The sequence below is a fragment of the Xaviernesmea oryzae genome (genome assembly GCF_900109605.1).
Taxonomy (GTDB): Bacteria; Pseudomonadota; Alphaproteobacteria; order Rhizobiales; family Rhizobiaceae; genus Xaviernesmea; species Xaviernesmea oryzae.
In genome coordinates this window covers 137,853-152,688 of record NZ_FOAM01000008.1, presented here as the reverse complement: position 1 = coordinate 152,688, position 14,836 = coordinate 137,853, and the positions used below count along the sequence as shown (strand labels likewise).

Sequence of the window (14,836 nt, the reverse complement as noted above, 5' to 3'; positions counted from 1 at the left end):
CGGCCAAGCAAAAAGACCACACCGGGCCTGAAAGAGCCTGTGGAAATGGCAGGGAACTGGGGACGACCAATTGGCCGCTTTCGACCGGATGGAAAATGCTCTAGAGCTGACGTTCAGGGGCGCTCTTCTCGCTCTCGTGATCGAGTTGCCGCATATCCGTCTGCGGCGCGAAGCATTGCTCAATGCGGCGAATGGACGAAGCCGCTCGTCTAGCGCAGCATCCGAGATAGAAAGACGGCCGGGACGTTCTGCCATGAGCCTGGACAAGCACCCGACCGATGATGCGTGAAGAAGAAATAGGCGTGGCGCCGATGTCGTTTCAGTTGCATGCCCATCCCGTCATGCTCACTCTTTTTTGCTACGGACTGGCCTGTGTCGTCATCTTGATGACGGACAAGTTCGCCATGCCGACGCGCGAGCGGCGGATCATCGAGAACAGCGGCCAGGCAGACAGGATCTGGCGCGATATGGCGGCGCGCCTGCCGATTATCGCCCTGGTCTTCACCGGGTTTTTCGCCATCTCCTGGCGCCCGCTCTATGCCGCAGCCGGCGCGATGAGCTTCTTCATCATTTTTACCGGCATTTCCCGCGCCAAGTACAAGTTCATCCGCGAGCCGCTGGTGTTTTCCGACATCGCCATGGTCGCCGATGTCTTCAAATACAAGTCGATCTTCTACGCCAATTCGCTAAATATCGTCTTCTGGCTGGTCGCCTTCTCCTACGTTTTCGGCGTGTCCGGGCTCTATATGTATTTTGAGCCGAGCGTTTTGCCTGATCATGCACATCTGTTCTATATTCTCCTGGCGATCGCGCTGGCGGACGTGCCTTGGATCCTTCTGTTTTACGGGCCGGTGAACCGGCCGGTGGCTGCGCTCGTGCAGCGGCTCGTCGGGCAGCCGAACGTCAAGATCAGCACGCTTCGCTTCGGCACCTTCTGCTCGGTGATCTTCCACTTCATCCTCTGGCTCGCCCGGCGACGCGAAAAGGTGGTCGCGGAAATTTCCGAGGCCTTCTTCGCCGCCGTCCAGACCATTATCGGCGGCGAGGATGAAAAGGCGCCGCTGATCGTCGTCTGGCAGTCGGAATCCTTTATCGACATGCGCCATTTCGGCGTCGACACGATCAAGCTGCCGAATATCGACCGGCTGCAGAAGCTTGCCGCGCAATGGGGCCGGCTCTCCACTGTGTTCGAAGGCGGCTACACGCTGCGCACGGAGTTCGCGGTGCTCAGCGGCCTGGAGCCCGACCATTTGCATGTCGATGCGAGCTATCCCTATCTGCGCGCGCGCAATTATTCCGACGTCGTCTGGCCGACCAAGCTGAAGAAGGCCGGCTGGGAGACGCATTTCATCCACCCCTATGCCCGCACCTTCTTCCTGCGCCACAAGGCCATGCCACTGCTCGGCTTTGAGAAGATGAGCATGCTCGACGCGTTCGACCATGTGCCCGAGCGCGATGGCCCCTATGTTTCCGATGCGGCGCTGACGGACAAGGTGATCGAGGAGGCCCAGGCGCAGACCGGGGAACACGGCGACTATCTCTTCGTCGCCTCCATGGCCAATCACGGACCCTGGGAGCCTGGGCGTGTCCAGGGCCTGACCGATCCGGTCAGCATCTATCTCGAGATCCTCCAGCAGTCGGACAAGGCGCTCGGCCAGCTGGTCGATCAATTGAGCAAGCTAGACCGGCCCGTCTGGCTCTTGTTTTACGGCGACCACGCGCCGCTGCTCAAATCCTTCGCCGATCCCTTTCCCGATCCGCGCACCGATTACTTCATCGTGCCGCTCGCCAAGGCACGCACGGCCCAGCACGGTCCGGTCTTCCCGCGCAACGAGGAGCCCTGGAACCTGATGGGCACGCTGTTGAAGCTGGCAGGATTGGAAAAGGAACGTCTGGCCAAGACGCAGGCGCCTGCCCCGCCGCGCACGGGCGCGCCCAAGTCTTCCGGCACGGCGTGATATGACGCGGCGCGTCTTTCTGTTCCTGCAAGGCCCCTCCTCGCCGATCTTCTCCAAGATCGCCGACCGGCTGGAGGAACGGGGCCATCTCTGCCAGCGCATCAACCTCACCATGGGCGACAGCCTGTTCTGGCGTCGGCGCGGCGGGCATGCCTATCGCGGCCGGCCAAGAGACTGGCCGGCCTTCCTCGATGGCTTTCTCACGCGCCATCACGTCACCGACCTTGTCCTCTTGGGCGAGGAGCGGGACTATCATCGTGTCGCCACAGTGGCAGCCCGCAGGCTGGGCATCGACGTCTACGTCGTGGAGATGGGCTATTTGCGGCCGGACTGGCTGACGATCGAGCGCGGCGGCATGTCATCCAATTCGCATTTTCCCACGCAGGCCGCCCAGGTGCTTGCGGCTGCCGCGGACTTACCTGAGCCCGATTGGACCAGACGCTATCGCCAGAGCTTCTTCATGGAGGCGGCCTACGACCTGGCGTACAATTTGCCGAATGTCTTTCTCAATTTCGGCTATCCCTTCTACCGCCGCCACGCCCTCTATCATCCTCTGGCCGAATATGCGGGCTGGATCCTGCGGTTGGCGAGCGAGAAGAGGCGCACCCGCCAGGCTGCCGAGGCTCTGGATAGGTTGAACCAGGGTCATGGACCGATTTTTGTCTACCCGCTGCAGCTTCAGACGGATTTTCAGCTCAGGGCGCATTCTCCCTATAACGACCAGCGCGAGGCGATCAGCGAGGTGCTGTCCTCCTTCGCACGTCACGCGGGCAGCGATGCGCGGCTTGCGATCAAGGTCCATCCGCTGGACAATGGTCTGATCGGCTGGAAGGCGCTCATCACGCGACAGGCGCAGGCGCTGGGGATCGGTGCGCGTGTGACCTATCTCGACGGCGGCGTGCTCGAGCCGCTTCTCGATCTCTGCGCAGGCGTGGTCACCGTCAATTCTACTGTGGGCCTACATGCGCTTCAGCGCGATCTGCCGGTGAAAGTTCTCGGCGCGGCGATCTTTCGCATGGAGGGGCTGACGGACAGTCAGCCTCTCGACCGGTTCTGGACCGCGCCGCGCAGGCCCGATCCCGCACTCTGCCGCGCCTTCCTCCGGCTTTTGGCGGTCAGCGTGCAGGTGCGCGGCAATTTCTATTCGAAGGCGGGGACGGATGCCGGGGCGGAAGCGATTGCGGAACGCCTCCACCGGCGCGACGTCAACGAGCCCGGCGCCTTCATCGACCCGCCGCCGCGCCTCCGGCCTGCAAAAACCGGACGCTCTGCCTGACCAGGCGCATTGGCAGAGCCTCAGGCAACGCCAGCGCGCAAGAGGTCATGAATATGCAGGATGCCCTCCGGCACGCCCTGCTCATTGACGACGAACAGTACGGTGACCCGCTTGGCCGATTGCATGGCCTTGAGCGCCGCACTGGCGAGAATATCCCCCCGCACCACGCGGGGGCTATGGGACATCACCGCTTCAACCGGCTCGACCAGCAGGCCATCCGACATATGGCGGCGCAAGTCGCCATCGGTGATCACGCCGATCAGGCGGCGCGCGCTATCGATGATGCCGACCACGCCAAAGCCCTTGGACGACATTTCGATCACCGCCATGCTCATCGGACTGCCGACAGGCAGAAGCGGAACTGCTGCGCCGACATGGGCAAGCTCGATGGCGCGCTGCAATTGGGCGCCCAGCTTGCCGCCGGGATGGAAGGTGCGGAAATCCTCCGGTGAAAAGCCCCGCCGCTCCAGAAGCGCAATGGCCAGGGCATCGCCCACGGCCAGCTGAAGCAGCGTGGACGTGGTGGGCGCCAGACCATGTGGGCAGGCTTCCTGAACCTTGGGCAGGACGATGGCAACGGCCGAATTGCGGGCAAGATTGCTGTCGGCATTCGATGTGATCGAAACGATCGGCACCTGAAAGCGACGGGCATAGGTAATCATCGACGCCAGTTCGACCGTCTCGCCCGACCAGGACAGGAGGATCAGCGTATCATCCTCCGTGATCATGCCGAGATCGCCATGGCTGGCTTCGGCGGGATGCACGAAATAGGCCGATGTTCCGGTCGAAGCGAGGGTGGCCGCAACCTTGCGGCCGATATGGCCACTCTTGCCGATGCCGGCGACGACGGTGCGGCCGCGCCGCTCGCCGATCAGTTCGACGGCATCGACCAGGCTGGCGGCGAAGACGGGATCCGTGGCGAAGCTGGCCGAGAAGGTGGCAATGGCGCTGACGATAGTCGCGATCGTCCGGCCTATCGAGCCCTGCAGCGCGTCACGCCCGCTTCCTTCGCTCTCGATATGCACCTTAGTCATGTTCCTCGCCCTCCCGGCCTTGATCGGCGGCGAAACCACCATTCAACGTTGCGGCTGCACGTCCTTGTCCCGAAGACATCTCGGCACACCGCAGTTCTGCGGGCATGCTCTAACCTATCGGGCGGGAAATCGGAACGGATTTTGACATGCGGATGACAGTGGCCGGCTTGACCGGCCGCAAGCAAGGACAAGCTGCGCGCCGCGACCTGAAATCGCGACTTGCTATGGCGAGCGTGCTCTACGTTTTTGCATGGGAAAAGGTCCAGAGGGGAGAGGGACCTCATCGAACCTGGTTTTGTGCTTGGCTACGGCATCGCTCTTTGCGAGCCGCTTCCATGATCGTCAGGCGATCTTCAGCCGGCGCGTTGAACCACGACGGGCTCTGCCTCTTCGGTGCGCCCGGCCATGTCGGGATTGTTGACGAAGTCATCCAGCGACATGGAGTCTAGGATCTCGGCGACGGCATCGCGCACCACCGTCATCGAGCGGCGGACTTCGCAGGTCTCGGGATCGGCGCAATCATCGCAGACCTCGTAAGCCGTGCGGCTCGCACAGCGGATAGGCGCCAAAGGGCCATCCAGCGTGCGGATGACATGGCCGATGCGGATCTGTGCAGCCGGACGGGCCAGCGCATAGCCGCCACCGGGGCCCTTCTTCGACTTGAGAATGCCGACATTGCGCAATTCGAGAAGGATGGTGTCGAGGAATTTCTTGGGAATGTTGTTGCGTGCCGCAATCTCGGTGATGAATGCGGTCTCACCCGGATCGAGCCGCGCCAGATCGACCAGCGCCTTCAAACCGTACTTGCCCTTTTTCGTCAACATGGTCTGCTCTTCACAAAAAGCGGGCCTGTCCCTCGACAGCCAGGACCCTCAATTCACGGTGAAAACGAGCTTTCACCGCTGTTATCTGCGCATCCAAGATGATCACACCGAAATTCTATGTCGAAATTGGTGCGTCACCTGCGCTTTTGCAGGCCTTATAGCAGAAAATTGTGACCAAGTCGCAGCTTTTACCCGGTCGTTGCCGCAAAGATTGCAACAGAGCGCAAAAAATCGCGCGCAACGCCAAACGCCGGCCAGCAGGATTGCTGACCGGCGTTCTCGCCTTGGGAGGGCGGTTGGATTTATCGTTCACGTGCGCTGAAGCGATAGACGCTTTTCAGAGATCACGACCTAAGCATCAGGCCGAACTCATTTGAAGAGCGGCGCTGCTGCCGCTCGTCCATCGATCAGGCGGCAAGTTCATCCAGGCGCGCGATCTTGCCGCGGCCGGCGCTCGGCAGATTTGCCGCGGCACGATTGGCCTTGCCGGCAACCAACTGCCGCACCGCCTCGCGCGCATCCTCTGCACTAGCGAAATGACGAGCGTCCAGATCCCAGACGTGAAACTTAACGGCAACGAAGCGCAGAAGATCCGCATCGGGAACGACAACGCCGACAGCCTCTCCATTGTATTCGATCACTTGCTTGCTCATGGCAACACTCCCTCCGCACCCATGAGAGGGCCGGAATTTCTGTCAGGCAATTTCATCGAGGAGCCTGCAAGGAGCAGGCGATGCGCGTTACATTCGCCGACAGGCGAGATACGCGATATCCATTGCCATTTTGCGACAGTAGGATGTGCAACCGCCGAGGGCGGCGAGGCTGTACGAAGCAGTCATTGCGCTCTCCTTTGGCTTAGCGCGGCCTCGTCTGTGTGACGGGGCCTGTTGCATGAGTTGGTCTTGTCGATGACTCGGACCTTAGAATAATCGACCAATCATGTCAATTACCGGACCGCATTCTTCGAATTTTTTTTCTCACAATCGACAGATCGAACGAGCCTTAGGACAAAACCATTCCATCGGTGGCCCGAAACTTCATTCCCTGCCGACGCACCCAGATATAAGCGACGCTTTGGGACAAAAAAGGGCGACCCAGTGGATCGCCCGTGAAATTTTCATGACAGCATCTTGAGCCGCGCCGTTATCGCGAGGCCCGCTTGCGTCAGGCGTTTAACGCCGCATTTGCCATGCGGCGTGAATCCGTCCAACCAGAAGCCGTGGTCAGTTCTTGGCGGCCAGCTCCGGGGAGCCGGCTCGCACCGTTTCCCGGTCTTTCCACCAGCGCGACAGGAAGAGCAGGATCGGGCCGCCGATATAGATCGACGAGGTCGTTGCCACGATCACGCCGAAGACCATCGGCCAAGCGAAGGGCTTCACCGGATCGCCGCCCCAGATCGCCATCGGCAGAAGCGAGGCGAGAATGGCCACCGAGGTGAAGATGCATCGCATGACCACCTGGTTGATCGACATGTCGATCAGCTCCGAGAAGGGCATGGTCTTGTACTTGCGCAGGTTTTCGCGCATGCGGTCGTAGACCACCACCTTGTCGTTGACCGAATAGCCGATCAGCGTCAGCACGGCGGCAATCGCCGTCAGGTTGAAGTCGATCTGGGTCAGCGCGAAAAAGCCGATCATCTTGGTGATATCGAGAATCAGCGTCACGATCGCACCGATGGCGAAGTGCCATTCGAACCGCCACCAGATGTAGAAGAGGATCGCCACCATGGCGAGCCCGACGGCCAGGAAGCCGGACCGGGCCAGTTCGGCGGAAATCGTCGGGCCCACCACTTCGGTGCGCTCGAAGGTGGCGCCGGGAATGGCCTGCGCCACGGCGTCCTTGATGGCATTGAGCGCCACGGTCTGCTCAGCCTCGCCGCCGGGCTGGCGCTGGATGCGCACCAGCACGGATTTGCCCTGATCGAAATCCTGCAGCGCCACTTCGCCGAGATTGAGCGATTCGAGCTTTTCGCGAACGGCCGGCAGGTTCAGCGCCTGCTGCGAGGTGGCTTCGACCTGGATGCCGCCGACGAAATCGATGCCGTAGTTCAAGCCGGGCTTGAAGAACAGGACGACCGAGCTGATCGACAGGAAGGCCGACATGCCGATGGCGATATAGCGTCCGCGCATGAAAGAGAAGCTCGGCAGGGCCGGCACCCGGCCGAAGATCGAGTGAATCTCAATCTTCTTCATTTTCCGGCGCACGACCATCTGCTGCATCATCAGACGCACCACGGTGATCGAGGTGAACATCGAGATGACGATGCCGATCATCATGGTGATGGCGAAGCCGCGAACCGGCCCAGTGCCGAAGAGGAAGAGCAGAAGCGTGCCGACCAGCGTGGTCACATTGCCGTCGACGATGGTGGCATAGGCCTTGTTAAAGCCGACATCGAGCGCCTTCATCGCACCGGCGCCATTGGCTGTTTCTTCCCGGATACGGGCATTGATCAGGATGTTGGCGTCCACCGCCATGCCGATGCCGAGAATGATACCGGCAATGCCGGGCAGCGTCAGCGTCGAGCCGAGCATGGCGAGAACGGCAACGGTCAGGATCGTATGCAGCAGCAGGCCGAGATTGGCGATGACACCCCAGGAGGTGTAGAGCGCCAGCATCATCAGGCAGACGGCGACGAAGCCGGCCAGACCCGTATAGATGCCCATGCGGATGGAGTCGGAGCCAAGATTGGGGCCGACGGAGCGCTCTTCGATGATGGTCAGCGGCGCGGGCAGCGCGCCGGACCGCAGAAGCGCGGAGAGAACCGTCGCTTCCTGCGCCGTGAAGTTGCCGGAGATCTGGCCCTGACCGCCGACGATCGGCTCGCGGATGACAGGCGCCGTCAGCACCTTGCCGTCGAGAACGATGGCGAAAGGTTTGCCGACGGCCTCGCGGGTGATTTCGGCGAATTGCCGCGCACCCTGGCTATCGAAGGAGAAGGAAACGATCGGCTCGTTGGTCTGCGGGTTGAAGCCTGCCTTCGCATCGGCCAGACGCTCGCCGGAGATGGCGACGCGGCTTTCGACCGCATATTTGTTCTGGTCATTCGCGCCGGGAAGGATGTCGACGCCGCGCGGCGGGTTGGGCGCGTTCGGATCGACGCTCTGGTCGACCATGTGAAAGCTCATCTGCGCGGTTGAGCCGAGCAGCTGGCGCAGCCGGGTCGGATCCTGCAGGCCCGGCAGCTGTACGAGGATACGGTCGGAGCCGACGCGCTGGATCAAGGGCTCGGCGACGCCGACCTGGTCGACGCGGCGGCGGATGATCTCAAGGCTCTGGTCGACGGCCGCCGTCATGCGTTCGGTCAGGCCCGCTTCCGTCAGGCCGACGGTGATGGTGTTGCCATTGGTATTGACGGCAATATCCGAAGAGGCCGTGCCGAAGCCGAGCGTGCCGACCGGGGCGGCGAGCGCCTGGATCTTCGGCTGGATGCGGGCAAGGGCTGCCGGATCGTCCAGCGTGACGGTGACCGTGTCACCGGTCAGGCGGGCGGCAGCGGTCGAGAGCCGCTCGGCGCGCAGCGCGTTGCGGATGTCATCAAGCAGCGTGTTCAGCCGCGCGCGGCGCAGGCCGGCGGCGTCGACTTCGAGAACGAGATGCGAGCCGCCTTTCAGATCGAGGCCGAGGGTAACGGGCTTGACCGGCAGGAAGGCGTGATAGCGCTGCTGCTGCTCTGCCGTCAGGAAATTGGGGAGGACCGCGATAATGCCGAAAAGCGTGATCGCGATATAGGCGAGAACCGCCCATTTCGAGGTGCGCATGGTGTGTTCCAAATGATCCATGCCGCCGCTGGGGCCAGAGGCCACGGTTCGACGGTCAGGCGAAAAGCGATGGCAGATGCCGCCGCGACGAAGGTTGGGATTGCCGGTTCCGGCGCTCAGTCCAGGGTGGTCGGCGGCGCACGCGGACGATGCGCCTGGCTAAGGCGCAAGGGCCGCACCGGGATTTCCGCGACCGCAAGCCGGCAGGCAACGACGCTGGCTTGGGCAAGACCGAGCGGACAGGACAGGATGGCAGGGTCTGGACCGCCCGGCACGGCCTTCGGGTCGCCTCGCTCGGCGGAGAATTTGAGATCGGCCGGCGGCGCGGCGCGTAGCGCCTGGCGGGTCAGCGCGGCGGGCTCACCCGCTCGGCCGGCAGAGCCCGTAGCGTCGCCCGCGCTGCGTGGCAGGCTACCCTGCCCGGCCGCGGGCGCAGCGGCGACGATGGGCATGGATAGGATGGCAAGCAGCATCCACAGCGCGGCCAGAAGCCGGCCGGGCTCGCTCGTCATCCGTCTTGCCAGTCTTCGCCGCAACCGCACCGTCTCCTCTTCAGGCGCAATCCGCGCCTTCGTCCAGAAAGAGCCTGAGGGGAGCTCCTCCACTCCCGCCACTCAAGGCGTGGTAGAAAACATCCGCCGCCCTCAAAGTCAAATCGCCCGATTGCGGGGAGCAAGCGGGCCGGCTGGCTGGGAGCCAGAATTTCCTCATGCAGGCCTGGCGTCAGGCCGTCGCCACATGCGGCCCTTCCATCCGGCGCGCCGCCAACCGGCCGATCCGCCGGCCGGCCTCGATCAGATCCTGCATCGGCATGGTGAGGCTGATGCGCACGAAGCCGCGGGCATTCTCCCCGAAGGAGCCGCCGGGCATGACGGCCACATGCTCCTCTTTCAAGAGCGCCCAGGCGAAGTCCTCGCCGGAAAGGCCGGTCTGGGATACGTCGATCAACAGAAACATGCCCGCATCCGGCAGCATCGGCTTCAGGCCGGGCATGCCCGAAAGCGCTTCGGCCAAGGCAACGGCACGGCTGCGATAGGCCTCGCGCATCTCGGCGGCGGTGCCGATCTCGTGGCTCAGCGCGTAGGCTGTCATGTCGGCGATGAAAGGTTGCACGCCGAAAAGCATGGTCTCGGATACAGGCAGCAGCCGGGCGCAGAATTCTTTCGGGCCCACGGCCCAGCCGCTGCGAAAGCCCGGCGCGGCATGCGACTTGGAGATCGAGGAGACGACGATCACCCGCTCTGCCAGATCCGGGCGGTCGAAGGCGCTGTCGAAGCGGCCTGAAAAGATTAGCTGTTCGTAGACCTCGTCGCAGACGATCCAGAGATCATGACGCCGGCAGAGCGCGCCGATGGCATCGATCTCGTCCGCGGTCAGCACCGCGCCGGTCGGGTTATGCGGCGAATTCAGCAGGAGAACACGGCATTCGGGCGTCACCGCCGCTTCGAGATCGGCCGCCTGCATGCGAAAGCCGTGTTCGGGACGCAGCGTCACCGTCACCCGATGCGCGCCGGTTGCGCGGATCACGCCGTCATAAGTGGCGTAGAGCGGGTCGCCGACGAGAACCCCGTCGCCGCTTTCCACCAGACCGGTCATCACCGCATAAAGCGCGGCCTGGGTTCCGGGAAAGCAGAGGATGTTCTCGGCCGTGATATCCGGCCGGCGCTTGGCATAGCGCGCTGCCAGCGCCGCCAGCACCGATGGCTCGCCCCGCCCGCTGGAATAGCGCGTACGGCCGGCATTCATCGAGCGCTGGCATTCGGCCAGCAGCGCCGGGTCCGGCGCAACGTCCGGCTCGCCGATGGTCAGCTCGATCACGTCGACACCAGCCGCCTTCATGCGCCGCGCTTCATGGTGCAGCACCCATTTGCCGGAGCCGAGATCGGCCAGACGATCGGTGATCGACGCATAGCGCATGAAGGACACTCCTGCTTCAAACGGAAAAAGGCGGCCGGCGACCTTGCAGCGGCACGAATGCCCGGCAGATCACGCCACGGCACAGGGCGGCAATAGACGCGCTCGTTTCCGCAAACAAGCCCGGAAAGCGCGCAAGGCCGTTCAGAGAGTCAATTCTCGCGCAGAAGTGGACAGACGAGTCCGCCGAGCCCGCCCTCGCAGCCGATACACAGCACATCGGCTCTGATCGCATGAACGGTACAGCCCGCCGACTCCAGTGCGGCGCGGGTCTTGGGATAGCCGTCGAGCATGACGACCTCGCGTGGGCCCAAGGTCAGGATGCCGACGCTCATGCCGCCGCTGGCGCGGAATTCGTCGGAAGGTGCCTCGATCATCGACACGCCCCATTCCTCCAGCAGGCGATAGAAGGAGACCGGCAGGATCGGCGGGAAGATCAGCGCCAGATCGCGCGCCAGGAAACTGGCGATGGAGCCGAGATGCAGGCAGGCTTCGGCGCCGCGCCAGAGCGGCAGATCATAGCCGAGCACGTCGATACCGAGAGGCGCCAGCAATTCGGACAGCGCGGCGATCCCGTCCTCATCGGTGCGCAGGCCGCGCCCCACCGCGAGCGTTTCGGCATCGATCCAGAGGCAATCGCCGCCTTCCACCGTGCCCGGGCTCTTCAGGCGCCCGAGGATCGGGATGCCCGCCGCCCGACATGCAGCCTCGTGCAATGCCGCCTCGCCTGCCCGCGCCGGCTTGCCAGGTCTGAGGATCACGGCGCCCTTTGCGGTGACCAGCGAGAGGTCGGCGGTGAACATCGAATCGGCGAGACCATCCTCGCGCTCGGCCAGCCAGAGGATCTCGACACCCTTCTCGAGCAGCAGCCGGACAAGGCTCTCATATTCGTCGATTGCCTGCTCCGCATTGAAGCGCGCGCCATAATGCCAGCGCGCCGGATCCGCCTTGAGCAGCGCATCGCCTGGCCGGCGCATCAGCACCCGCCGCAAAGGCAGGGACATGTCCTGGGCACCGTAGTCGCTCACCGCGCTCTCCATCGATCGTGATTGCGCCGGTTTTTTCCACGCCTCGATGATGCTTTCAAGGCGTGGCGCCGCAATTCGGCGCCGAGTGAGCCCGGCCGGACCCTTCACGAAAAAATGCCGCAGGACGGGACAGCATCCTGCGGCAAAAAGGAGGTCATCGATCTGCGCAATCCGCGCAAGGCGAGGCCGATGGCAGGGGACCCTCGGCCTCGTCTTGAAGGCATGATGCCCTGCGAGCCCTGATGTCGCGCTTAAACCGATCGTGACAATTTGAAGGGTCGACATAAAATCGTGCGGCCTTGAATGCCGGCATGCGCCGCGGGAAAAGAGCAGCCCTCAGCGGATCCTGCCTTGCACAATGCGATTTGGCGCTCATCGCCTGTCGAAGCGGGCCATTCTCGGGCGGCCTCTGATGGTCATAGGGCTTTCAACGAGAGCGCCATGTCATCCCAAGCCTCGCTCAAGCTTTGCCTCCTACAAGAACAGCGGGCGACCAGCTGGACGCATGCCCGCTTTCTTCGCGGCCTTGAGGCCAGGCGAAGACAGGCAGCCACGACCGCCCATCACAATTCAGGCGGCGCCCATCGCTTCGGGCGCCCGATCCGGGAGATACCCATGGCCACGCTCTCCATCTGCATTCCAGTCGACGCCGACGCGCCGGATCTTGCGCGCCTTACCGGCAAGCTCCTGGCCGAGCGGACGACGGATATCGAGGTGATTGCCCTGTTTACGGCCGACGCGGACAAGGTTCCGGACGAGCTGATCGCGCAAGCCGCCAATGACGACAGGCTGATCATCGAGCGGCTGGACACGACACCCGAGACCCGTGCCCTCTGGCGCCTCGTCGCCAGCCGCGCCACCGGCCGCTGGGTCACGCTCGTCCGCCCGTCCGATACGGTCGACCCCGACCTAGTGGTCATGGTGCATTATCTAGAGCGCCGTGATGCCTCCGTCGATGCGCTCGGCTGGAACAGCTTCCAGATCGATCCGCTGGCAGTGCCCGGTCTTGCCGGCCCCGTGGCAGTGCCGACGCATTACCATATCAATTCCTTCGACAAGACGGCGATGCTCAAGGCCTTCTTCTATTGGGAGAAGAGCCTCAACGCGCCGCGCATGCCCTTCGGCCTTTATCACGGCGCCCTGCGCCGCTCGCTTCTCGACACGCTTCTGGCTCTCCCGGTCAATGACAGCTGGTCCTCGCCGGTGCCGCAATATGAATGGGCAGCGCGCGTGCTGCTCTTCAGCGACGCCTTGGCCTTCTGCGACCGTCCGATGTCGGCGATGAATATGCCGGCCTATCGCCCGCCGGCGGTGCATCGCACGTCGCATGATTTTCCCTTCCATGCCGGTCTCGGCCTGACTGGCGCCGTTGCGGAGGCGCAGTTTCACGTCCTGGGCGAACTGGGCAACAACTGGACCGCCGATGAAAACTTCCTGCGCGCCTGCATGATCGACTGCATGATGGAAACGGAGCGTCCCGCCTTCGTTGCCAAGGGCAACGGCTATTTCGCTGCTTTCCAGGCAATGGGCGGCACGCTTGCCTCCGGTTTCCGGCCCGAATTCCAACCGAACCGCCCGGAGGACCGCCGCCGCGGCCTTCATGGCGGCGCCTTGATGGTCGATCGTTTCCTTGGCGGCGCACGCACGGCACAGGAATTCTATGACGCCGCCAACTGGATTCTCGCCCCCGTGCCGATGATCTGCCACGAAGAGCAGCTGCAGTAAGGCCCATAAAACAGCGAAGCAGCCCGCGCCGGCTGCTTCGCTTCGAGCTGATGCCGCAGGTCCTTGCGTGAGACGTCGGTCGAACCGCCTGGCACCCACACCGTGACAAACCGGACCCGCCCGCCATGACCCAGAGCCTGCCGCGCATTCTCTATACGAAGCCATCGATCGGCCCGCTGGAAGTCGCTTATGCCACTGATGCCGCGGCCAATGGCTGGGGCGAGCGCTGCTACGACTATATCAACCGCTTCGAAAAGGCTTTTGCCGATCATCTCGGGATAGCGCATGCGATCGCCACGTCGAGCTGCACCGGGGCGATGCATATGGGTCTTCATGCGCTCGGTATCGGCCAGGGCGATGAGGTGATCCTTGCCGACACCAATTGGGTCGCCACCGTCTCGCCCATCGTCCATCTGGGCGCCACACCTGTTTTCGTCGATGTGCGCGCCGACAGCTGGTGCATCGATCCGGCCGCCGCAGAAGCGGCGATCACGCCGCGCACCCGCGCCATCATAGCCACGCATCTCTATGGCAATCTCTGCGACATGGACCGCCTGCTGGAGATCGGCCGGCGCCACGGTATCGCGGTGATCGAGGATGCCGCCGAAGCGATCGGCTCGGAACTTGCCGGTCGGCGCGCGGGCTCCATGGGCCTGTTTTCCACCTTTTCCTTCCACGGCACCAAGACCGTGACCACGGGCGAAGGCGGCCTCTTCGCCACCAACGATGCGGCGCTGTATGACCGCGTTCTGACGCTTAGCAATCATGGACGTGCGCGCGGGCAGACCAAGCAATTCTGGCCAGACGAGATCGGCTTCAAATACAAGATGTCGAACATCCAGGCCGCGATCGGCTGCGCCCAGCTGGAGCGGATCGAGGAACTGACCGCGCGCAAGCGCGCGATCCTCGCCGCCTATCGCCGGCACCTGCAAGACATCGACGCCATCGCGCTCAACCCCGAACCGGTATCTGGCGTCAACGGCGCCTGGATGCCGACCGCCGTCTTCTCCCGGGAAAGCGGCATCACGCGCGAGGCCCTGCAGGCAGCCTTCAAGGCTGCCAATATCGACGCGCGCGTCTTCTTCCATCCGCTGTCGAGCCTCGACATGTTCGACAAGGTTCCGGCAAACCGCAACGCTTACGACATTCCCGAACGCGCAATCAATCTGCCGAGCTTCCACGACATGAGCGAGGCAGAGATCGAACGGGTTGCCGATGTGCTGAGGGACATTCTGGCCGAGCGCACATCCTCCCATTCGCTGCCTCGCGCAGCCATCGCCTGAAGCTCAAAGCCCACGCCTCGAAGCGCCGGGTCGATC

General features: G+C 63.3%; 10 protein-coding genes and 1 pseudogene. 4 read left to right on the top strand and 7 right to left on the bottom strand.

The features are described 5' to 3' along the window. Positions 1-278: 278 nt before the first annotated feature. Positions 279-1,895 (top strand): annotated as a pseudogene (locus tag BMX61_RS12255) (LTA synthase family protein); the annotation flags it as partial. A gap of 64 nt (positions 1,896-1,959) precedes the next feature. Beyond that, a complete protein-coding gene (locus BMX61_RS12250; protein WP_075629446.1) occupies positions 1,960-3,234 on the top strand; it encodes a capsule biosynthesis protein in 1,275 nt (424 codons plus the stop codon). A gap of 20 nt (positions 3,235-3,254) precedes the next feature. Here BMX61_RS12250 and BMX61_RS12245 read toward each other — a convergent pair whose 3' ends face one another. The 7 genes from BMX61_RS12245 to BMX61_RS12215 all read right to left on the bottom strand — a co-directional run bounded on the left by BMX61_RS12245 (position 3,255) and on the right by BMX61_RS12215 (position 11,792). Next, positions 3,255-4,268 carry a KpsF/GutQ family sugar-phosphate isomerase gene (locus BMX61_RS12245; protein ID WP_075629586.1) on the bottom strand — a complete coding sequence of 338 codons (1,014 nt, stop codon included), beginning with the start codon at positions 4,266-4,268 and terminating at the stop codon, positions 3,255-3,257. A gap of 353 nt (positions 4,269-4,621) precedes the next feature. After that, positions 4,622-5,092, bottom strand: a complete 471-nt coding sequence (locus BMX61_RS12240; protein WP_075629447.1) for an RrF2 family transcriptional regulator — start codon at positions 5,090-5,092, stop codon at positions 4,622-4,624. A 407-nt stretch (positions 5,093-5,499) separates the two neighbouring features. Further along, the gene (locus tag BMX61_RS12235; RefSeq protein ID WP_075629448.1) at positions 5,500-5,745 is read right to left on the bottom strand and encodes a hypothetical protein; all 246 of its coding nucleotides are present in this window, start codon (positions 5,743-5,745) and stop codon (positions 5,500-5,502) included. Positions 5,746-6,315: 570 nt separating this feature from the next. Then, positions 6,316-8,850 (bottom strand): protein translocase subunit SecD, encoded by a 2,535-nt coding sequence (secD, locus tag BMX61_RS12230; protein ID WP_075629587.1) that lies wholly within the window; start codon positions 8,848-8,850, stop codon positions 6,316-6,318. Between the two features lie 116 nt (positions 8,851-8,966). Then, the gene (locus BMX61_RS12225; RefSeq protein WP_075629449.1) at positions 8,967-9,362 is read right to left on the bottom strand and encodes a hypothetical protein; all 396 of its coding nucleotides are present in this window, start codon (positions 9,360-9,362) and stop codon (positions 8,967-8,969) included. Between the two features lie 211 nt (positions 9,363-9,573). After that, entirely contained in the window at positions 9,574-10,767 is a 1,194-nt protein-coding gene (locus tag BMX61_RS12220; protein WP_075629450.1) for a pyridoxal phosphate-dependent aminotransferase, read from the bottom strand. 149 nt (positions 10,768-10,916) lie between these two features. Continuing rightward, on the bottom strand, positions 10,917-11,792 hold the full coding sequence (locus BMX61_RS12215) for a dimethylarginine dimethylaminohydrolase family protein (RefSeq protein WP_075629588.1): 876 nt from the start codon (positions 11,790-11,792) through the stop codon (positions 10,917-10,919). A 615-nt stretch (positions 11,793-12,407) separates the two neighbouring features. On the opposite strand from BMX61_RS12215, the gene BMX61_RS12205 reads away from it, so the two are divergent. Beyond that, on the top strand, positions 12,408-13,517 hold the full coding sequence (locus BMX61_RS12205) for a hypothetical protein (RefSeq protein ID WP_075629451.1): 1,110 nt from the start codon (positions 12,408-12,410) through the stop codon (positions 13,515-13,517). Positions 13,518-13,642: 125 nt separating this feature from the next. Further along, the gene (locus BMX61_RS12200; protein ID WP_075629452.1) at positions 13,643-14,800 is read left to right on the top strand and encodes a DegT/DnrJ/EryC1/StrS family aminotransferase; all 1,158 of its coding nucleotides are present in this window, start codon (positions 13,643-13,645) and stop codon (positions 14,798-14,800) included. The last annotated feature ends 36 nt before the right edge of the window (positions 14,801-14,836 follow it).